The sequence below is a fragment of the Aerococcus sp. NPDC058936 genome, assembly GCF_042741995.1.
In the GTDB taxonomy this organism is placed as follows: Bacteria; Bacillota; Bacilli; order Lactobacillales; family Aerococcaceae; genus Aerococcus.
In genome coordinates, this window is record NZ_JBHYKZ010000002.1 from 70,366 (window position 1) to 92,568 (window position 22,203).

19 protein-coding genes are annotated in these 22,203 nt (G+C 41.4%); 2 read left to right on the top strand and 17 right to left on the bottom strand.

Features of this window, described 5'->3' with window-relative positions:
• Positions 1-219: 219 nt before the first annotated feature.
• The 8 genes from ACFW0C_RS01780 to ACFW0C_RS01815 all read right to left on the bottom strand — a co-directional run bounded on the left by ACFW0C_RS01780 (position 220) and on the right by ACFW0C_RS01815 (position 10,720).
• Positions 220-3,063, bottom strand: coding sequence for an FtsX-like permease family protein (locus tag ACFW0C_RS01780; RefSeq protein ID WP_378104840.1), 2,844 nt, complete (start codon positions 3,061-3,063; stop codon positions 220-222).
• Positions 3,064-3,073: 10 nt separating this feature from the next.
• Complete coding sequence (locus ACFW0C_RS01785) at positions 3,074-3,775, bottom strand: ABC transporter ATP-binding protein (RefSeq protein WP_290490631.1); 702 nt, start codon at positions 3,773-3,775, stop codon at positions 3,074-3,076.
• A gap of 350 nt (positions 3,776-4,125) precedes the next feature.
• Positions 4,126-4,959, bottom strand: coding sequence for an S-formylglutathione hydrolase (gene fghA, locus ACFW0C_RS01790; RefSeq protein ID WP_290490630.1), 834 nt, complete (start codon positions 4,957-4,959; stop codon positions 4,126-4,128).
• A gap of 6 nt (positions 4,960-4,965) precedes the next feature.
• Positions 4,966-6,081: an S-(hydroxymethyl)glutathione dehydrogenase/class III alcohol dehydrogenase gene (locus ACFW0C_RS01795; protein WP_338191027.1), complete on the bottom strand. Its 1,116-nt coding sequence runs from the start codon at positions 6,079-6,081 to the stop codon at positions 4,966-4,968.
• 563 nt (positions 6,082-6,644) lie between these two features.
• A complete protein-coding gene (locus ACFW0C_RS01800; protein ID WP_378104843.1) occupies positions 6,645-7,865 on the bottom strand; it encodes a class I SAM-dependent rRNA methyltransferase in 1,221 nt (406 codons plus the stop codon).
• Positions 7,858-8,508 carry a VanZ family protein gene (locus ACFW0C_RS01805; protein ID WP_378104846.1) on the bottom strand — a complete coding sequence of 217 codons (651 nt, stop codon included), beginning with the start codon at positions 8,506-8,508 and terminating at the stop codon, positions 7,858-7,860. The genes ACFW0C_RS01800 and ACFW0C_RS01805 overlap by 8 nt, the downstream gene beginning before the upstream one ends.
• Positions 8,509-8,549: 41 nt before the next feature.
• A complete protein-coding gene (locus ACFW0C_RS01810) occupies positions 8,550-9,992 on the bottom strand; it encodes an ATP-binding protein (protein WP_378104850.1) in 1,443 nt (480 codons plus the stop codon).
• 2 nt (positions 9,993-9,994) lie between these two features.
• Positions 9,995-10,720 carry a response regulator transcription factor gene (locus ACFW0C_RS01815; RefSeq protein ID WP_290490625.1) on the bottom strand — a complete coding sequence of 242 codons (726 nt, stop codon included), beginning with the start codon at positions 10,718-10,720 and terminating at the stop codon, positions 9,995-9,997.
• A gap of 261 nt (positions 10,721-10,981) precedes the next feature.
• Here ACFW0C_RS01815 and ACFW0C_RS01820 point away from each other — a divergent pair, with 261 nt between their 5' ends.
• Both ACFW0C_RS01820 and ACFW0C_RS01825 read left to right on the top strand, forming a co-directional pair.
• Positions 10,982-11,362, top strand: a complete 381-nt coding sequence (locus ACFW0C_RS01820) for a single-stranded DNA-binding protein (RefSeq protein WP_378104853.1) — start codon at positions 10,982-10,984, stop codon at positions 11,360-11,362.
• Positions 11,363-11,532: 170 nt separating this feature from the next.
• Positions 11,533-11,958: a DUF1772 domain-containing protein gene (locus ACFW0C_RS01825; protein WP_378104855.1), complete on the top strand. Its 426-nt coding sequence runs from the start codon at positions 11,533-11,535 to the stop codon at positions 11,956-11,958.
• A 335-nt stretch (positions 11,959-12,293) separates the two neighbouring features.
• On the opposite strand, the gene whiA is transcribed toward ACFW0C_RS01825, so the two are convergent.
• The 9 genes from whiA to hprK form a co-directional block, all read right to left on the bottom strand.
• Entirely contained in the window at positions 12,294-13,238 is a 945-nt protein-coding gene (gene whiA, locus ACFW0C_RS01830) for a DNA-binding protein WhiA (RefSeq protein ID WP_290490622.1), read from the bottom strand.
• A 24-nt stretch (positions 13,239-13,262) separates the two neighbouring features.
• Complete coding sequence (gene yvcK / locus ACFW0C_RS01835; RefSeq protein ID WP_378104857.1) at positions 13,263-14,294, bottom strand: uridine diphosphate-N-acetylglucosamine-binding protein YvcK; 1,032 nt, start codon at positions 14,292-14,294, stop codon at positions 13,263-13,265.
• Positions 14,291-15,178: an RNase adapter RapZ gene (gene rapZ / locus ACFW0C_RS01840; protein ID WP_378104860.1), complete on the bottom strand. Its 888-nt coding sequence runs from the start codon at positions 15,176-15,178 to the stop codon at positions 14,291-14,293. Before rapZ ends, yvcK begins: the two co-directional genes overlap by 4 nt.
• A 72-nt stretch (positions 15,179-15,250) precedes the next feature.
• Positions 15,251-16,975, bottom strand: coding sequence for a phospho-sugar mutase (locus ACFW0C_RS01845; protein ID WP_378105227.1), 1,725 nt, complete (start codon positions 16,973-16,975; stop codon positions 15,251-15,253).
• Positions 16,976-17,199: 224 nt separating this feature from the next.
• Positions 17,200-18,138 (bottom strand): thioredoxin-disulfide reductase, encoded by a 939-nt coding sequence (trxB, locus tag ACFW0C_RS01850; RefSeq protein WP_378104862.1) that lies wholly within the window; start codon positions 18,136-18,138, stop codon positions 17,200-17,202.
• A gap of 145 nt (positions 18,139-18,283) precedes the next feature.
• Complete coding sequence (gene galU, locus ACFW0C_RS01855) at positions 18,284-19,156, bottom strand: UTP--glucose-1-phosphate uridylyltransferase GalU (RefSeq protein ID WP_016897951.1); 873 nt, start codon at positions 19,154-19,156, stop codon at positions 18,284-18,286.
• Positions 19,157-19,214: 58 nt separating this feature from the next.
• A complete protein-coding gene (locus ACFW0C_RS01860) occupies positions 19,215-20,264 on the bottom strand; it encodes an NAD(P)H-dependent glycerol-3-phosphate dehydrogenase (RefSeq protein ID WP_378104865.1) in 1,050 nt (349 codons plus the stop codon).
• Between the two features lie 35 nt (positions 20,265-20,299).
• Positions 20,300-21,142 (bottom strand): prolipoprotein diacylglyceryl transferase, encoded by an 843-nt coding sequence (gene lgt, locus ACFW0C_RS01865; protein ID WP_378104869.1) that lies wholly within the window; start codon positions 21,140-21,142, stop codon positions 20,300-20,302.
• A gap of 73 nt (positions 21,143-21,215) precedes the next feature.
• Positions 21,216-22,142 (bottom strand): HPr(Ser) kinase/phosphatase, encoded by a 927-nt coding sequence (gene hprK / locus ACFW0C_RS01870; protein ID WP_378104871.1) that lies wholly within the window; start codon positions 22,140-22,142, stop codon positions 21,216-21,218.
• Positions 22,143-22,203: the final 61 nt, after the last annotated feature.

Consider the following 22,203-nt stretch of genomic DNA (forward strand, 5'->3'; position numbering starts at 1 on the left):
GAATTTGTAAGCGCTATCATCTTTTGTTACTCTCATTTTACTAAAAACTCAAGCCATGTCTAGAAAATCCTTTATTTTTTAAGGAATTAAATGAGAAGATGAGACACAAAAGCCCACTAATAGGGATTCACTTAAAACAATATTGTATAATTTTTGGTGAATTTGATGATTTTGCCCATGAAAAAAGTAGGACCAGAGTTAAACCCGGTCCTACTTTTATTAATCTTCTTCTTTTAGTGCTGATACCATTTCCACTTTCTTCAATTTGTAGTGCATGAAGATCATGACCACAAGGGAAAATGCTAAGGTAATCAGACTTGCGTATAGGTAAGATTGCCATTGTATCACAATCGGGAAGAATACTTGATCGATTGCCACTGTATTTAAGATATAGCCTAGTAAGCCGTAACCTAAGAAATTCCCAATGATAATCCCAACCATGGTTAAGAATAAGGTTTCTCGATAAACATACATGCTGACTTCAAGTGACCGGAATCCTAGCACCTTAACTGTCGCTAATTCGTGCATCCGTTCTGACACATTAATATTGGTTAATGAGTAAAGGACGATAAAGGCCAGGCCTCCCGCAGAAATAATCAAGACGACGGTAACCAAATCAAGGGCTGATAGGGTTTCTTCAAAGTCCGTGATTTGACTAGCATTTAAACTTGTCCCAATGACGCCAACTTCTTCTTTGACTTGGTCAAAGATTGCGGATTGGTCGCTAGTAGATAAGCCACTATCAAATTGAACAAGGGCTGTGTTGTCTTCATTTACTTCATCGAATACCTCTTGATAGTAAGCGTCTGTCATGTAGATTTCATGACCTAGATAGTTGGTAATAACGCCTTTTATAGAAAATTCATAAGGATCGCTATTGGTATCCACTAAGGTCACTGTATCTCCTGGTTGCACGCCTAACAATGAGGCTAGCTTAGCGGTGATAAGGATACCTTCTTCAGGTAAGGACATTTGATTTTCGGTGTCTAATTCTTGCAATTGGAAGTAGTCATGGTAGTTGCTGTCTGATTCAAAGGCCATAACACTTACAATTTGTTGGGTGATTGAATCGTCATCGGTCATCAGTACATCACGGGTCAGTGGTAAAACGTTCTCTACGTCGTCATTAGCTGTTAAATCGGTCACTACTTGGTCGCGATCTTCTTGACTGGCATCCATATTAAGTGAAAGGCTCCCGTCATACATTTTCACTTGGCTAAATTGTTCGTCCGGTAGACCTGAAATAGAGTCAGATAGACCGAATCCAGTGACAATCAACATGGCACATCCGGCAACCCCGATAATGGTCATCAAGTTACGCCCTTTATAGAGGAAGATATTCCGCCAAGTGATCTTACCTTGGAAACTCAAGCGCGACCAGAACCCTTTAAATCTTTCTAGGAAAATGTGTTGGCCATTCTTACCAGTAATAGGTTGCAATAAGCGGGCGGTCTTCTCGTTCAGAGTCGTTCTAGTGGTTAACCAAGCTGGTACAACAGTCGTCAACAAGGAAATCCCTACTGCGATTGAGATGTCCATAATTTGCCAAGTGTACATCATGCCAGGTAAGGCGACGGTATTGGAGAAGGCAGTCACAATGATATTCGGGAATAGATAGTTACCGATTGAAATACCGATGACCATCCCTAAAATAGCAGCCACTCCCGCATACATAATATACTTGGTTTGAATGGTTTGTGGGCTATAACCTAAGGCTTTATATGTCCCAATTTGAACCCGTTGCTCCGTTACCATCCGTTGCATATTGGTAAAGGAAACTAAGGCTGCAATCAGGAAGAAAATAATTGGGAAGGCTTGGCCAATTGTCGCCATGTTATCTGCATTATTTTCCCAAGCGGTGTAGCCTGAGACGGCAGAACGGTCGTTAATCGTATATGTCGGTTTATCTAAATCAGCCACTGTTGATTTAGCGTCCGCAATATCTGCTTCAGCGCTAGACAAGGATTCTTCAGCTTCCTGACGTTCACTTTCATATTCATTTCTTGCTTGGTTTAACTCACTTTGAGCTGAATCAAGACTTGCTTGACCAGCTTCTAATTGAGCGGCCACACTAGACATACCTGCTTGTTCTAAGGATACGCCTTCTGCTAGTTGCGACTCAACTTGACTTTTCTGTTGGTCTAGTTGACTTTGGTTGTCATCAATTTCTGATTGTGCTCGGTTTAATTCACTTTCGCCAGACGCTAATTCTGATCTAGCTGAGTCAATTTCCGCTTGTCCAGAAGAGATTTCTGATTCTGCTTCAGATACAGTCTGGTTATAGATTTCACTTGGTCGGTCGGCGAATACGTCTTCAATTTCTGATTGCTTGTCTGCGATGACTTGATTGTACTCGTCTGAATAGGCCTCTAAATCATCTACAGAGGTCACGTCAATAGCGATACTGGTATAAATATCCCCATTAATCGCTTCAGGTGCAACCACCGCAAAACCGTTTAATTGCCCGTCTCCAAGCGCTGTCGCACCGCGGCTAACATTTGAAATTTGCAGTGGTGAGTTCACATATCCAACAATGGTAAAAGTCTCACCTGAAAGAGCTGGCGCACCACTTTCATCATCTTCTGAATCAACGCCTAAAGCAGTTAAACTGATCTCTTGACCAATTTGGTAGTCTTCCTCATTGGCTAATTGGTTATCAATGGCGATTTCATCGGTCGCTTCAGGTAACCGTCCTTCTTGGACATCAAATTGGTTGATATCTGATGTTTCATTGAAGTTTGGATAGAAACGGATTAAATCATGACTCGTAGCAATCTGACGGTCAACATAGGCATACGGTTGATATTCAATATCTTCCACATCTTCCAATAAGGCTAAATCATCCTCGTCTAGCCCCATGGTTGACTGAATAGACATATCTTCTAAGTTGGTTTTGTTAAAATACTTATCCGCTATTGCAATCATATCTGGTGCAGCAGCACGGATACCCACGAAGAAGCCTGTTCCCAAGGCGATAATCAGCAAGAGCGCTAAAAAACGCCCCAGAGTATTCTTAATCTCGCGAAAGCCGTCTAACCATATTTTTCGATTCTTCATTTTCATCAAGCACCACCTACCATTCAATATCTTGAATTGGCATTGGTTGTGCATTTAATTCCTGTGACGAGACAGTGCCATCATTGATTTTGATGACACGGTCAGCCATCGGTGCAATCGCCTGGTTATGGGTGATGACAACAACAGTTGTCCCCTGTTCATTGGTTAAATCTTGTAAGAATCCTAACACCTTTTTCCCAGTTTCATAATCTAAAGCACCCGTTGGTTCATCACATAGTAATAACTTTGGATTTTTCGCAATCGCACGGGCGATCGATACACGTTGCTGTTCCCCACCTGATAATTGTGAGGGGAAATTGTCCTTGCGGTGGTATAAGCCAACTCCTTGCAATGCATCCTTGGCCGCTAATGAATTATCCGAAATTTCTTCAGACACCTCTACATTTTCAATAGCCGTTAAGTTAGGGATTAAGTTATAGTTTTGGAAAATGAAGCCCACTTCGTCACGCCGGTATTCGGTTAACCCTTTCTCGTCATATGAAGCGATGTTTTTATCCGCTACTAAAACTTCACCCGAAGTGACTGCATCCATCCCACCTAGAATATTTAAAAGCGTTGATTTCCCAGCACCAGAAGGGCCTAGAATGACAACAAATTCCCCTTCTTCAATTTCTAAATTTACGTGGTCATTGGCTAAAATTGCGGTATTCCCTGTTCCGTATTGTTTTACAACATCCTTTAAGTGAATGTAAGCCACTATACAACACCATACTTTCCTTTTTAAATTACCCTAATTCTTCGTCTTTTCGCCCAATTCCTTTTAATCATATACTATTTGGTCAGGCAAAATCAAAGAATCGAAACATTTAATTTAAGTTATCAAAAAATACGATCTCATGAATTTTATGATTTTTAAATTAAATATTTCGTTCAATCCCCGGGGTGGTTTGCCGGTTGGGATGCGTTTTGAGGTTGTCTTATCATATTGATTCTTTCTGTTTAACGATGATTCATCCGTCCGATTTGAGCTAGCCCCTCTTTTTCCCAATCAAAAAACGCCCCTAAAGTAGCTTGTTCAAGTCTACTTCAAGGGACGTCATTGTTATGTTATTTTAAATGTTGTTTGTGGAAGGCGAAGTGTTCTTCTAAGAATGTTGCGATGAAGTAATAGCTATGGTCATAGCCTGCTACTTTTTGGTAATTGACTACTTGACCATTTTCCTCGGCGTTTTTGAGGAAATGGCTTTCGTCTAATTGTTCTGGATAGAATTCATCTTGGCTACCTTGGGTGATTAGAATTGATGGCGCGTCAACGTCTTTAATCAGTTCTGTAGCGTCCCATTCTTTCCAAGCGTCTTGATTTTCACCAAGATAAGTCGTGAAGGCTTTGATTCCCCACGGCACTTGGCTTGGGCTTAGAATTGGTGCAAAGGCAGAGATCGCTTTAAAGCGGTCGGCGTTTTTCAAGCCAATAACTAAGGCACCGTGTCCACCCATTGAATGGCCCATGATACTTTCTTGACCCGAATAATGAGGGATTAAATCGGCTGCGATTAGCCCCAATTCATCCACAAGATAATCATACATCTTGTAATGGTTGGCCCATGGTTCTTGTGTGGCGTTCAAATAGAATCCTGCCCCTTGACCAAGGTCATAAGCGTCGTCATCGGCAACATCGTCTCCGCGTGGTGATGTATCTGGAATCAAAACAGCTACTTGCTCTTTTTCAGCTAATCTTTGGAAACCACTTTTTTGACTAAAGTTATCGTCCGTACAAGTTAAACCAGATAAAAACCAAACGAGTGGGATTTCTTGCCCCTTTTCATTAGAGGGCAAGAATAGACTAAAAGTCATGTCGCATTGTAAGGTATTTGAGAAATGGCGGTATTTACGGTGTTCACCGCCAAAGGCACGATTGCTAGCAATCATTTCTAAAGTCAATTTTCATCACTCCCCGTAAGTCAACATGGTACGGATAGATTCACCTTTATGCAGCAGGTCAAACGCCTCATTGATGTCTGTGAAATCAAGGTTATGGGTGATAAACGAATCGATATCAATCTCACCGTTCATGTAATCTTGAACCATACCTGGTAGTTGCGTTCTACCTTTCACGCCACCAAAGGCAGACCCGCGCCATACACGACCTGTTACTAATTGGAAAGGACGTGTGCGGATTTCTTTACCTGCACCGGCAACTCCGATAATGACGCTTTCACCCCAACCTTTATGACAAGCTTCTAGGGCTGAACGCATCACGTCAACGTTTCCGATACACTCGAAACTGTAATCTACCCCACCGTCTGTCATTTCAATGATGACATCTTGGATTGGTTGGTCGAATTTAGATGGATTTAGGAAGTCAGTAGCACCCATTTTTTCAGCTAATTCAAACTTATCTTCGTTTAAGTCGATTACAATAATACGACTTGCTTTCGCTTGCACCAAACCTTGAATAGCCGCTAATCCAATAGCACCTAAACCAAATACAGCCGTCACAGCGCCTTCTTCTACTTTAGCGGTGTTATGGACTGCACCGATCCCAGTTGTGACACCACAACCAAATAGACCGACTTTATCAAGTGGCGCTTCCTTATCAATTTTCGCTAATGAAATCTCAGGAACGACTGTATACTCACTAAAAGTACTTGTCCCCATGTAATGGTAAATAGGCTTGCCATTATAAGAGAACCGCGTAGTGCCATCAGGCATTAATCCTTTACCTTGCGTTTCACGGACAGCACTACATAAGTTTGTTTTACCAGAACGACAGAATTTACACTCTCCACATTCAGCCGTGTATAGCGGAATCACGTGGTCCCCCACCTCAACAGACGTCACTTCATCACCTACAGCAACAACCACACCAGCACCCTCATGGCCTAGTACAGCAGGGAATACACCCTCTGGGTCATCACCCGATAAGGTAAAAGCATCCGTATGGCAAACAGAAGTATATAAAATCTTCACCAATACCTCTTTCGCCTTTGGTTCTTCAACATCAATTTCAACAATCTCCAGCGGTTCACCTGGATTAAATGCAACAGCAGCTCTACTTTTCACTCAAATTCCTACTTTCTGTTGTGTTTTTTCAGTTATTTATATTGTTATAATTACATACTACCATTTCTAGCACAATACTGACATTTATATCACTATCTCATTTTTTGGCAAAAAGACTTCCGAATTGGAAGCTGATAATTCATTTTTACGAGAATTGAAACTGGTCAAGAATTGAGTCATTTTACCGACAACAATCTCAGGCCATGAATTTTACTCGGTACTTTCTAATGATGCACAAAAGTTCGCAAGCCAAAACACGCTTCAAAATTTTTGAGCAGGTAATTTTCTACAAATTATATTTTAATTGAAACTTTTATGAGTAATTTTACCTTCAAGCTTAATCAAATGATAGTGTCTTTCTAGCCAAAGGATGAAGCTTTCCTAGCATGCCTTAACAGTGAAGACTCCAAGGTGCGAGAGCCGACGTCCAGAATGAGTCGTCAGAAAAGCCCTCAGAAATTTTTTCTGAGGGCGGTCCCACTACTAGTTGAGCTCTCTTCAAACGCATAGACATCCATATTCCCTACGTTCTGATTACAAATCTAGCAATGACTGAATGCTTATTATAATTTTTGGAAGATTTCTACTTTTAGGTAGTCACTTTCCGGGTTACCTTTTGGTGCCGGGAAGTCTACTGGTAAGCCAAAGTCAGCTACTGGCATGATGTCCACGCGTGCGTCATCTGAACCTTCACCAATTTGTTTAATGAAATCTTCTTTGGTCATGTTTGCGGCATTTGTTGAACTGACAAGGTAACCACCAGTATTTAAGATAGTTAAAGCTGAAGCAACTAAGTCCCGGTAGTCTTTGCTGGCTTGGAAAGTGTGTTTTTTCGTACGTGAGAATGAAGGTGGGTCAAGAACCACGATGTCAAAACGTAGATCATGTGTTTTTGCATAATCTAAGTAGTTGAATACATCCATCACGCGGACTTTATGTTGGTCACCGATTTCTAAACCGTTGGCTTGGAACTGCTCTTGAGTTAATTGTAGGCTTCGTTTTGCCACATCAACACTCATCGTTTCAGCTGCCCCACCTAGTGCTGCAGCGACAGAGAAGGCCCCTGTGTATGAGAACAAGTTCAGCAATGATTTGCCTGGTGCAATTTCAGTTTGAATGTAGTTACGAACGTTACGTTGGTCTAAGAAAATCCCTGTCATCCAACCATCATCAAGGCGAACGATGTAATTTACGCCGTTTTCTTGGATGGTTAAGGTTTCAGGAATGTCGCCTGCTAAAACTTCTGATTGCTTGGCGCTGCCTGTACCGTCTAAGTTGAATCTGTTTTTCCCAACAATGCCTTTAAGTTCTGGGAATACGTTGTTTAGGGCTTCAAGGATAATGTCTTTATAGCGGTAAATCCCTTCTGAATACCATTGAATCAGGGCGTAACCAGCGTACCAGTCGATTGTGAAACCGCCGATACCGTCACCTTCGCCGTTGAAAATACGGAAGGCAGTAGTCATGTCGTCGATTAATAGGGCCTGGCGTTGGTTCTTGGCTTCTTGTAATTTCGCTTGTACGAAATCAAGGTCACCAAGTAAGCCTGTGTCAGCGTTTTGGTCAGTTGTTAGGATCCAACCCACACCTTTATGTTGTTTGGCCATGTAGCCATAGCCTAGGAATTCATGGTCGATACCGATGATTTCAACTAATTCACCTTCAGTAAATGATGGTGGATTAACGAAGTCTTTTTCAGTTAAAAGGATTTGTCCTTTTTTCACTTGGACTGTTGCCCATTTACGTAGTTCCTTTTTTGGTAATTGTGTGTTTTTTTTAGCCATTTGTATTTCTTCTCCCTTTTATGTACCTGTTGCTGATTTTCACAATGTCATAGATCAGATAACCGATAATTACCCCTGCGCCATTAAAGATGACGTCATCTATATGACTTACGCCTGTTTCTAAATAAAATTGCATGGTTTCAATTGATACAGAAAATAACAATCCCCAAAGTAAAGTGATGAAGAAGGCACGCTTCATCTTAAAAATATAGGGGAACATCATTCCAAATGGAAAGAACCAAACAACATTTCCAAAGAAGTTATACCAGAAGGAAAATGCGGACCCATTTCTTAACTTAATAGTATCAACCAGTGGTACCCAATTTAATTCACTCGACGACCGTTGAAAGTTAAAGGACGCCTGCCACCATTGCCAATCATAACGTAGTACGGTTAAATGTACCAACAATATTAAATATGTGGCGAAGATAAATTTGATTACTTCTCTAAACCAGTCAATCGAATAATCTGTATTCTTAGACCGTTTATAGAAAATGATTCCTGCTTGAATAATCAGTAACGCAATCATATATAGAATGGTTTTATCCAAACTAAACAATGACAACTCTACTAAATGGAAATTTAAAATTCTTCCTGCAGAAATGTCTTCTAGCCATGTAAGTAACGGCCCTAAAAAATACATCTTGTTTCAATCCTTTTGTTACCAGTCGGATAGGTTAAATCCTAGTCGACCTTATTTTTTTCTGCTAGTGTTTCACGGTCGTAAAATACTAGGGTAAATATTGTCCCAACCCCAGCTTCACTTTCCACATGGATAGTGGCTTGATGTAGTTCAACGAGTTGTTTGACAATCGATAAACCTAAGCCAGATTCACCGAATTCGTTATTTTTCCGGGATATATCCGCTTTATAGAATCGCTCCCAGATATTTTCGACTTGTTCTTTCGTCATGCCCATACCTGAATCTTTTATTTTAATATAAGTTTCCCCATCTTGAAAGGCGCTGGACATAAAAATTTCGCCATAATCGGTAAATTGTACCGCATTTTGGGTGATATTGAAGATAATTTGGTGGAATCGGTCATAATCAGCGTAAATCGGCACCTCGTCTGGCATATCCAATTCAAATTTGGTGTGCTTAGCTTTAGCTGTTTCAGATAGTTGCAGGGCAATATCTTTTAAAACTTCGGCCACATTGAATTTTGATTTCTTCAATACGATTTCATTAGACCGGATTTTTTCAATGTCCAAGTTTTCGTTGACTAGACGATTTAAGCGATTAGCTTCCTTGTACATCAAGTCCACAGACCGGTCGATTTTATTTTCTGGCAAAACTTTTTGTCTTAACCCTTCCAATAAACCAATCATAGTCGTTAGTGGGGTCCGGATTTCGTGGGCCACATCCATCATCAATTGACGGCGGATGTTTTCTTGCCGGTCGATTTCCACTTCAGCCTCCCCTAAGGCAACCGCCATTTGGTTAAAGTCTTTGGCTAAATCGTCAAATTCATCAATATTATTAACCTCTAAACGAACGGAATAATCACCTTGGGCAATTTTTTGAGTGGCCTCTTGGATCCGGCGAATCCGTTTATTTTGATAGCCCGCAATAATGACTGAAAAAATGACCGCTATAATCAAGGCAATCATAATGCCTTTGACCACATTTTGCACCAGATTATCAATGATCGCATCGGATTTGCTAGAAGGCACCCCAATGACTAAGTAACCCGCAAAGGTCTGGTCTTCCGCATTGGTCAGTGGCATGAAGATCGCTAAAGCATCTCCATCTTTTTCCGTAAAGCCCATTTCAAAGGTCCGTAAATTCAAATCGTGACCATTTTCAAGGGTCTTCAATTCTTCATCAGTCAACTGATTGTTTGGAATAGTCTTCGCTTCATCGAGTGGATAAATCAATTCATTGTCCGCATTGAAGTAGAATAATTTCATATTGGACGACTGGAGTAAGGGTTCCATTGAAGTTAAGAATTCCGTTGAAATGGTCTGCCCTGAAATAAATTGGGCAATGTCATTCAATTGTTGTTCTTGCCGTAGGAGCACTTGGTCCCTAGAAAAAGAAAACAAAGTCACCCCCATGGCTACTATGGTCATTCCAATAACCACTAGAAAGCTGAGGATTTGTTGGTAAAAGAAGTTCAATTTCATTGTTAAACACCAGTTTCGTCGAATTTATAGCCTACTCCCCAGACTGTTTGAATAAGTTGTGGCCCATACTCTTCCATCTTTTGACGTAGCTTTTTAATGTGGGCATCTACCGTACGCTCATCCCCGTAGAATGGATCTTCCCATAGCGTCGTCAGTAAGTGTTCCCGGGTAAATACTTGTTTTGGACGACCAGCCAATAATTGTAAGATTTCAAATTCTTTTGGCGTTAAGTGTTGAATTAATTGGTCGTTATAGAAGGCTTCACGGTTTTGGCTGTTGATCCGGATAAACTCTGTTTGGATATCAAATTGGTCCGCCTTGCCCTTTTCCTCTGTGGCTTCAACTGAAGATTCAGTTAATTGGCTACGGCGGTATAATGCACGCATCCGGGCCATAAAGGTGATTGGGTCAAAGGGTTTGGTCACGTAATCGTCTGCACCAAGGCCTAAACCAAGGACTTGCTCACTTTCTGCATCACGGGCAGTCAACATGATAATCGGCACTTGTTTATTTTGTTGACGGATGTCACGACAGATTTGGATCCCATCTTTACTTGGTAAGTTTAAATCCAAAATCACCATTTCAATGGTTTCCTCGTTGGCTAAATAGTGTTGCCATCCTTCTTCACCATCTTGGATAAAGGTCGCTTCCCAGTCTTTTTGTTGTTCAAAAAACATACTCATCATCTCTGCAACACTTTCGTTATCTTCAATCATCAAGATGTTCATGCTTTCGTCCTCCTTATAAGTCAAATTATTCCTTTAATATTTAGTCCGGCGCTACTATTGGGTGGTTTAGGGCAGCATTTCTATTCTCTTATATTGTACCCTAAAATCCATTATGACCGGCTATCTTTACCTATCTTTTGCCCTAATTTTATAAAATATCAAAAATTTGTGAACTTTTTGGGGGGAATTGGCGAATAAATACGTATGTAATAGATTGGAGGGGTAACCTCTATTGAGCCAGAAATATTAGGAGGATGAAAAATGAATCAAGTGCAATTAATCGGACGTCTAGCCAGAGATGTCACCCTAACTGAAATTTCAAACAACCGAAAAGTGGTCAATAATGCAGTAGCCATTAACCGCAAAGGGAAAGATGGGGCTGACTATGTCGACTTTATTCCTATTACCGCATGGAACGGGACAGCTAAACTCATTGATGCCTACATGCAAAAAGGCGATGAATTAGCGGTTGTTGGTCAATTACGTATGCGTCAGTTTGAAAACAAACAAGGTCAAAACGTTTCAACAATTGAGGTTCAAGTATCTGAAGTGACTTTCCTCCGTAAAAAAATTAGCGTTGATCAACCGCAAAACCCTGACGAACAATTAATGACCAATATCGAAACTCTGATTTTAGATTAATCAAGTAGCATATTAGACCAACTCAACTTAAATTTGGTCCCCATCTTGATTTAGCGAGCGCCCACTTTCCAGTAGAAACTTGTTCTAGTACAATAGACTTAACGACAGGCTATTCAAAATAGCTATTAGGAAACTATTGTAACTAGTTTTTGGTTAGGGGGAAAGCGAGTATGTCTATTTTTCAAATTGTTTATGTCTTTTGCCTGGCCATCCAACTAGGCTTCTATTTTTCTTTCTCCAACACCATCATGCCCGTGCTTGGCAAACAAGCCGGTAACGTTGGCCGAAGAATCATGCAAGACATCAACAAACAGGTTGAAAACGACCGATTTCTAGGCAGTTTTTTTGCACCGATATTTTTATTCATTGCGATGATTTTGCTAGGCAACCCCATTGGCTGGCAAATGTATCTGAGCTTTGTGATTTATTTTGTCGGTGTCATCGGTGTAACTATCGCCTACAATATGCCACTGAACCGCCAACTAGCTAACAGGAAAATCCGAATCGATTGGACTGACTTTGTCCAACAATGGTCTAGGTGGAACCATGTGAGAACTGGGTCTGCCCTAGTCGCCTTAGCCCTAGCCATCATCTAATAATTAGAGATACCACCAACTAATTATTCACTAAACCATTTCTAGTACCAGCTGGTCACCTGCACATGCATCAGCTATAGAAAAAGCCTTGTGGCTGAAGATACTCTTCACCCACAAGGCTTTTATCGTGAATTTTTTTAAACGTTTCTCCTGAGCAATCCTCTGGCTGAATGATTAGCCGATATTATGTAATACAAAAAAAATGATCCATACTGAATTTTGACCCCTACTTTACCAACTGATTGTATACACGTAAATTGCAAACAAAAAAAGCGATTTTCAAGCAGTCACCCACTGTCAAATCGCTTCATTCTATCTATTCTTCTAAATTTATTCTATTGTGTCATTGCTGTATTTCTTAATTGCTCAGCGTATTGGTTAATCTTACGTAGTCGGTGGTTGACACCTGATTTAGAAATCGGTTCACCGTCAACCAGTTCCCCTAATTCTTTAATAGAGGCCTCTGGGTTTTCCAACCGCAGTAAGGCAATCTCTTGTAATTTTTCAGGCAATTCACCGATCCCAACGGTTGATTGAATTAATTCGATATTTTCAACTTGTTTGGAGGCTGCCGTCACCGTCTTATTCAAGTTAGCATTCTCACAATTGACAATCCGATTTACAGAATTGCGCATGTCGCGAACAATCCGAATATCTTCAAACTTCAGCATAGAAGAAGTGGCCCCAATTAGGGCTAAGAAGTCAGCAATCTGTTCTGACCCTTTTAAATAGGCGATATAGCCAGACCGACGTTCGACTGACCGCGCATTTAAATTAAACTGGTTCATCATCGTCACCAAGTCTTCGCAATGCTCTTCATATACTGAGTAAATTTCTAAATGATAAGCTGATTTTTCAGGATTATTCACTGACCCACCAGCCAAGAATGCCCCACGCAAGTATGACCTACTCCGTTGTTCATTCTCCATCATCTCGGCTGAAATATTTGGATTGATGACCAAATTATCTAGAATTTCTAAATCCTTCAAAATCTCCTCAACCCGGTCTTTCACCCGCACAATATAGATATTATTCTTTTTTAATTTCATTTTCTTCCGAACAACCAACTCACCGTGGGTATGAAAAAATTCCTTCAACAGTGAGTAGATTCGTCGTGCAATTGCGGCATTTTCTGTCTGTACATTTAAGATTAAATTTCCATCCATAATAGAAATTGATCCATTCATACGCAAAATGGCTGCTAGCTCTGAACGCGCGTGCTCATAGTCCACTGTTAGCTGAGTGAGTTCTTTCTTTACATCTCCTGCAAATGAAGCCACCAGCTCACCTCTTTCTTATTCACTTTATTTTATGCGATCATTCATGACATCCATAATAGCGCCCACTAATTTATCTTGGTTATGGTAGACCCCACTCTTTTCAAGATTTAAAAAGTCACAGCCAACCACCTGACATTTTTGGTCTGCCAAGCCTTGACGGTCTTGCGTGATTTGAACGAGATAGTCTTTCTCACTGGCACCCTCCAAATATTCAAAGGGTACCGGTGTTTTATTCAATAAAACCGTATCAATAGCTTTAGCCCCTAAGTGTTCGTTAATTACACGTACATGGTCTGCATCTGAGAAATGCTCAGTCTCGCCAAGTTGTGTCATGATATTACAAATATAGACAACTTTGGCGGGCGTGTCAACAATTGCGTTACGAATTTCCTCAATTGCCACGTTCGGCAAAATAGACGTGTATAAAGAACCTGGTCCCAGAATGACCATATCGGCCTGCATAATTTCTGACACCACTTCGCGCCCAGCACGCGGACTGGTGATTGGATTACCCAACTCATCCACTTGCGGTCGGTCATTGGCCAAGCGAACAGTCACTTCTTGAATTTGGTCAGGGTGGGCTACAACAGCTGTTTCCCCTTCAATCATAGTCCCATCTGCAAAGTGCCCTTGTAAAACAAGCGCCTCCTCACAAGCTGGCAAGACCTTGCCGTCTACCTCCATCATATAAGAAAGTAGACGCATAGCGGCAAAGGTATCACCCCGCATTTCAGCAATGGCTGCAATGATTAAGTTGCCAATCGCGTGACCAGAAAATTCTTTATCTTTTTCACTAAAACGGTATTGGAATACATCCTTATATATTTTCTTCATGTCCGATAGTGCAACTAGGCAATTACGGATATCTCCTGGAGGAATTGTACTGACTGCATTACGTAAAGAGCCACTCGACCCACCATCATCAGCCACTGTGACGATGGCTGTGACATTACAATCAGCGTTCTTAAGCCCTTCCAACAAGATAGGAAGACCCGTTCCGCCTCCGATGACCGCAACCTTTGGTCGTCTACCCGGACGTGGATTCTTATTTATCACGATAGGTTCATCGACTCTTTTCTTTTTGTGCGATCACGGTGGATGATGTTGACCTTGTAACCTAGGTCTTGGATATGGTGGGCAACACGTTCAGTCAAGGCAATTGACCGATGCTGACCGCCTGTACAACCGATAGTGATCGTCAGACTAGACTTCCCTTCTTTTTCATATAAAGGTAATTCAAAATCTAATAAATCAGTAAACTTACGGTAGAAAGTCTCTGTTTCTGGTTGAGACATGACGTAGTCATAAACTGGTGTATCTAGCCCTGTCATTGGGCGTAGTTCATCGATATAATGCGGATTTGGTAAGAAACGGACGTCCATCACGATATCTGAATCAATGGGCAAACCATATTTGAATCCAAATGACATAACGTTAACAGTGAAAGTTCCCTCATCTTCAGATTGGAATTCGGTCAACAATAACTCGCGGAATTTACGAGGTGTTAAGTTAGTCGTATCAATCACTGTAGATTCCTTACGAATATCATTTAATAAGATTTTTTCTTTTTGAATCGCTTCTAAGACAGACACCCCATCTTTTTGAAGTGGGTGGGCACGACGTGTTTCTTTATAACGAGCCACTAAAGTCTGATCATCCGCTTCTAGGAATAATACGGACATTTCAATGGTATTCGTGTTATCCATGCCATTAATCTCTGTTAATAACTCATCAAAGAATGAACGTGACCGTAAATCAATCACTAAACAGATTTTACTGATTTTACCTGTTTCTTTGATTAATTCCCAGAATTTAGGTAATAGTGACGGTGGCATATTATCCACGCAGTAGTAACCCATATCTTCAAAACTTTGTAGGGCGACCGTTTTACCGGCACCGCTCATACCTGTGATAATGACTAATTTTAGTTGATCATTCAATTTGTTTTTTCCTCCTTAAAGGGGAGATGCAAGGTTGCCCTTTTGTCGATAAAGCTGCCATACAGCTAACGCTTAAGCCGTTAAGTCGTTTAAGGCTGCCTCATATGCCTTAACTTTTGCTTGAGTTGCTTCCAGTGAATCAGCGACCACCCCAATATAGAACTTAATTTTTGGTTCAGTACCTGATGGTCTAACGGCAATCCATGTTTCATCTGCTAGATAGTATTTCAATACATTCGATTTGTCCATGCCTAAGGCTTCAGTTGTGCCATCAGCAAATTGGCGCGTGTTCTTTAGGTAGTCTTCAGTTTCAACAACTGCTTGGCCAGCAATTTCGCTTAAGCCTTCCCCACGCAAATTATTTAGGATGGCTTCAATTTTCGCTGCACCTTCTTGACCTGGTAAGCTTACAGAAATTGTTTTTTCTTGGTAGGTACCATATTCAGCAAACAAGTCTTGTAAGCCGTCGTAAGCTGTTTTACCGTGTTTCTTATAGAAGGCGGCTACTTCAGCTAATAGTAAAGTCGCTTGAACAGCATCTTTATCACGAACGAAGGCTTTCACTAAGTATCCGTAACTTTCTTCGAAACCAAATAGGAAAGTCTTGCTGCCGTCAGCTTCATAGTTTTTGATTTTTTCCGCAATAAATTTGAATCCAGTTAATACTTCAACTGTTTCAACACCAAATGATTTGGCAATCGTTGTTGGCATTTTACTTGATACAATTGAATTTAAAATCACACCGTTATCAGGTAATGTACCAGTATTTTTCTTAGCGGTTAAAATATAATGCGTCATTAAAGCAGCAATTTGATTACCAGTAATCACTTGGTAGTCACCGTTTGGCAATTTCACAGCTGCACCCATGCGGTCAGCATCCGGGTCAGTCGCGATTAAGATATCTGCATCGTTGTCCTTACCGTACTTTTCAGCCACTTCAAAGGCACCGGCTTCTTCAGGGTTTGGTGATTTAACCGTTGAAAAATCAGCATCCGGTTCTTTTTGCTCAGCCACATAGGTAACATTGGTAAAACCAGCATCTGCTAAAGTCCGCTCCACCAACATTTGGCCAGTACCATGTAGCGGTGTATAAACGATAGATACTTGGTCAGCCATCTCGTCGATTACAGCTTGGTCTACTACAACAGACTTCATATTGTCTAAGTATTTTTGGTCGATTTCTTCACCAATAATGGTAATTGTCCCGTCAGCTTTAAGCGCTGCTTCATCGCCCACTTCAACAGTTAATGGGTTTTCAACCGCACGTACGTTAGCTGTTACAGCATCCGCGTCCACTGGTGGCATTTGTCCACCATCTTCCCCGTAAACCTTGTAACCGTTGTAGTCAGCCGGGTTGTGAGAAGCTGTAATCATAATCCCCGCAAAGGCATTTAATTCACGGACTGCAAATGACAATTCAGGCGTTGGGCGTAATGATTCAAATACGTAAGATTTAATTCCATGTGCCCCCAAAGTTTTCGCCGATTCCATAGCAAATTCAGGTGACATATGACGAGAATCGTAAGCAATCGCAACCCCACGGTCCTTCGCATCTTGACCATAATCTTCTAGTAAGTTAGCCAATCCTTCAGTCGCTTGACGAATGGTATAAATATTCATCCGGTTAATGCCGGCACCTAAAATCCCGCGCATACCAGCTGTACCAAAACTCAATGGTTGATAGAAAGCATCCTCAAGCAATTTTTCGTCAGCTTCAATAGACGCCAAATCCTCTTTCAAAGCACCATCTAAGTTCTCAAAATTACGCCATTGTAAGTAAGTTTCTTTCCAGTTCATCATATAGCCTCCCTAGTTTTAAAAGCGATAACATCTTAATCTTATTGTATCAAATTTTATGAAAAAAGATATATCAAAGACAAGCTGACTGGCAATTTCATATAGGGCGCTAGCTTAAGCAAAGATGGGGCCTTTTTCAATTAAAAAGGAGGTAGACCAAAGCCTACCCCCTTCAAACTAACGCACATTCAACTTGCTTTAGCTATTTCATATAATGTTTAGAACTAGTCGTTTAGTGTTTCAATGTAATTGAAGGCTTCTTGACCACCAATGGCACCATCACCGACTGCTGTTGAAATTTGGCGCAATTTCTTTTGACGAACATCACCAATGGCAAAGATACCAGGAATATCGGTTTGCATATCTTCATCTGTGATAACCCAACCTTCTTCATCTGTGATGTTTAAATCAGCAAATGCTTCGGTATTTGGAATCAAACCAACATAAATGAAGACACCATCTGCAGCCACGTCAGTGACTTCACCAGTTTTCACGTTTTCAACGGCCAAGCCAGTGACTTTCATGTCGTCTCCTTTGATTTCTTTGACAACTGTGTCCCATGTGAAATCAACCTTATCGTTAGACATAGCACGGTCTTGTAAAATTTTTTGAGCACGTAACTCGTCACGACGGTGAACAATATTCACGTTTTTACCAAATTGTGTTAAGTAAGTCCCTTCTTCAACGGCTGAGTCGCCCCCACCGATTACACGAAGGTCTTTGTCACGGAAGAAAGCCCCATCACAAACCGCACAGTAAGATACACCGCGGCCTGAGTATTTATCCTCACCTGGTACACCCAATTTGCGGTGAACAGAACCAGTTGCGATAATGATCGCTTTAGCTTGGTAAGTTTTACCCATATCTGTTTCCAGTAAATGAGCACCTTCATTTGGGGTAACTTTTGTCACTGTCCCAAATTCGTGGACCACACCAAATTGCATTGCCCCTTCGTACATTTCATTGGCCAAGTCTGGTCCTTGAATGTTTTTAAAGCCCGGATAGTTTTCGACATCCGCTGTATTGACCAATTCGCCCCCAGGGATTCCACGTTCTAATAATGCTACAGACAAGTTAGCCCGTGATGCGTATAAGGCAGCAGTCATACCCGCTGGTCCTGCACCAACTACAACTACATCAAATTTTTGAATTTCTTCTGCCAAATTGTACACATCCTTTCTTGTAATTTTTCATTTTTATAATCAATTGCTTTTCTTAACATCGCTTACCATTCTAACACGATTTAAGGGAAAAAGGTTGTAACTAGCTCAAGCTAATTACAACCTTTCACAAAAATTCTCTAATGAATTAAAGTTCATCTTCAATGGATAGTAAGTACTCTTTCAAACCTTCTTTGATATCGTCTTGTTCAAGACCGTATTCAATGCTTGTTTGCATGTAGCCCAATTTATTCCCAACATCATAACGACGACCAGTAAACTCATACGCAAACACGCGTTGCGTTTTGTTTAAACGGTCAATGGCATCTGTTAATTGGATTTCGTTACCAGCACCCTCACCTTGTGTTTCCAACAAGTCAAAAATTTCTGGTGTTAACAAGTAACGACCGATAATAGCCAAGTTTGATGGCGCATCTTCTGGTTTTGGTTTTTCAACGAATTGTTTTACATTGTAGATTTTTTCAGAGAATTGTGCTTCAGGATCGATTACCCCGTATTTATCTGTATCTTCATGTGGTACAGGCATTACCGCAATGTTAGACGCTTTTGTGACATCATAAGCGTCAATCAATTGTTTCGTTAATGGCACTTCGTCAACCATCAAGTCATCCCCAAGCATTACGACAAAAGGCTCGTCACCAACAAAAGCTTTTGCTTGTAATACCGCGTCTCCTAACCCTTTTGGATAAGATTGACGTTTGAAGAATAGGTTTAACCCGACAGTTTCCCCGATGATTTCAAGCAAGTCATCGCGGCCCTTATCTGCCAAGTTAGACTCTAACTCTACATTTGAGTCAAAGTGGTCTTCGATTGGTCGTTTACTTTTTCCAGTAACAATTAGAATATCTTCAATTCCAGAAGCCAAGGCCTCTTCTACGATAAATTGAATCGTTGGTTTATTAACAATCGGCAACATCTCTTTCGCCATTGCCTTTGTTGCAGGTAAGAACCGTGTACCTAGCCCTGCTGCAGGAATAATCGCTTTTCTTACTTTCGCCATGAATGAATCCTCCATTTATCTACTAAATTTTCTAACTTCATTATAACTCAGATTGCCCTTAAAAAATATCCTTCAAGTCATCTTCAAATTGCAATTCACCTTTGCGTTCTCTAGCCATTAAAGTGGCAATCACATCTTGAATAGTAGACTCACCTTGAATCACCTTGTAAATTGCTTGGGTAATCGGCATATCAACGCCCTCATCTTGTGCCAATTCATAGGCTGAAACAGCTGTCGCAAACCCTTCAACAACCATACCCATATGGTCTTCAACATCTTTAACCGCTTGACCTTGACCAACTTGTTGGCCCGCACGCCAGTTTCTCGAGTGGACACTGGTGGCAGTAACGATCAAGTCACCGACTGCTGAAAGGCCCATAAAGGTTAGTGGATCAGCCCCCATGGCCACTCCTAACCGGGTAATTTCAGCAAGCCCTCGGCTGATTAAAGCCGCCTTGGCATTGTCCCCATAACCTGCACCTACTAAGGCACCGGCACCTAAGGCGATAATATTTTTCAATGATCCTGCCAATTCAACCCCGATGATATCCGGATTAGTATAAACCCTAAAGTAGTCATTCATGAATACTTCTTGGACTAAGTGGCAGGCTTCGTCATCAATTGAAGCCGCTGTTATGGCCGTAATATCATGTTTGACCACCTCTTCTGCGTGACTTGGTCCGGATAAAACCACCACACGCGCTTGGCCGATTGGCTGGAAGACTTCCGTTAAAATCTCAGAAATCCGCAAGTGGGTGCCCTGCTCTAATCCCTTAGCCGCGTGCATAATGACCGGTAATTCGTGCACATTTTTTTCCTGCAAAGTAGCAACCACCTGGCTTGCTACCTGCCGTATGGCCTTGGTGGGCACGACGAAGTTGATTAAGTCTGCCTGGTCCAAGGCTTTGGCCATATCATTTGTTGCAATGATATTCTTCGGCAACACTAGATCAGGTAGATAATGGTCATTTTTCCCAGTGGTTTGAATCTTCCGAGCCTGTTCTGAATTATGGGTCCATAAGGTCACCTGATGGCCATTTTCTGCAAGGACCATGGCAAGTGCTGTGCCCCATGAACCAGCGCCTAGTACGGCAATATTTTTGGACATCACATCATCACTTCTCCATTCTATGGGCATATTTTCTATTTACTTGATTTGTAAGCCGGACCATTGTGTTCAGAGTAGTATTCATAATATTTGTCGTTGATGCGGCGTGCGGCAAAGATCAATAATGCGCCGATGAATAAGACAGCGGCTAATACTTGGCTGACACGGAATGGACCCCACCACAAGCTGTCTGTCCGCAACCCTTCGATAAAGAAGCGGCCAAATGAATACCAGATCAGATAAAGTAAGGTGGTGTCCCCAATACGCAAGGTTTTATTACGTGAACGGACGAATAATAGGACAGCAACCCCAAGGATATTCCAGACTGATTCGTACAGGAAAGTTGGATGGTAGTAAGCCCCATCGATGTGCATACCGTCTACAATAAATTGTGGTAAATGCAAGGTATCTTGTAGGAATTCTAAGGTCACTTCCCCACCATGGGCTTCTTGGTTAACGAAATTACCCCAACGACCAATGGCTTGCGCTAGTAATAGGTAAGGTGCTACGGTATCCGTTACAAATAAAGCGTCCATTTTCTTCGATTTAGCGTAGAAGTATAAGGTTAAACCTCCGGCGATGACACCACCATAAATGGCAATCCCACCGTTCCAAATTTGTAGGATTTCGCCTGGATTTTGTAGGTAGTAGTCCAATTCAAATAGGACGTAGTAGACGCGCGCGCCGATAAAACCGATTAGAATGGTCCATACAGCTGAGTCTAAAATAAATTCTTCATCCCAACCCTTACGACGAAAATCTCTTGAAGCAAATGTAAGGGCTAGTAAAATAGCAGCCCCGATAAAAATCCCGTACCAACGGATTGGCCAGCCGAATATGTCAAAAGCGACTGGATCTATTGCAGCTATATTCATCATTTTGTTGTTTCTCTCCTATTGTTAATGGCAGTTGTTCATCCCGTTTACCGTTTATTGTCACAGTATAGGGCTTTTATAATTTGTTTTTATCGATAAGTGTCGTTAAACGGTCATTAAACATTTGTGCAGCGTCAAAGCCCATTGATTTGGCTCTAAAGTTGATAGCTGCTACCTCGATAATACTTGAAATGTTCCGCCCAGTTTGGACAGGAATGGTAATTTTAGGAATTGCCACTTCTAAAATTTGTTCACGCTCTTCCGCAGTACCCAGGCGGTCAAACTTCGCGCCCTTCTTCAATTCTTTCAAGTCGATAATCAGGTTTAGCTGTTGTTCTTTACGGACTGCACCTGCCCCGTAAAGAGTCATCACGTCAATAATCCCAAGGCCACGAATTTCCATGACATTCCGTAGAATTTCAGGGGCTTCGCCCATGATGGTGGTATCGTCGCGCTGATAGAAGTCAACCCGGTCGTCAGCAACCAGGCGGTGACCACCTTTTACAAGTTCTAAAGCGGTTTCTGATTTACCTACACCAGAATGGCCAGTAATCATAATACCTAGCCCATATACATCCACGAATACCCCGTGTTTAGAGACCCGTTCAGCTAAGTGAGCATGCAACATCTCAGTCAAATTGCTGGATAGACGAGTTGTTGTCGTTGTGGAACTCAATACGGGAATATGGTTTTCTTTAGCTGCTTGAATCACTTCATATTCAGGTTGCAATCCTCGTGAGAAGATGAAGAACGGGGTGTCCTCCCTTGACAGACGGCGCATAATTAATAGACGCTCATCCGAAGTCATTCTAGACAAATATGTATGCTCTGCACGTCCAAACAACTGCACACGCTCAGATGGATAGTAGTTAAAATAGCCGGTAATTTCCAAACCAGGTCTCGAAATATCACTGGTAATGATCTCGCGGTCTAGATAATCTGCACCACAAAGAACCTCAAAATCAAATTTTTCGACTAAGTCTTTCACGGTTACCTTTGTCATATACGGTTTCCTTTCTTAACAAGTCACTTTGCCCCTATTTTACCATACTAGACCCATATGG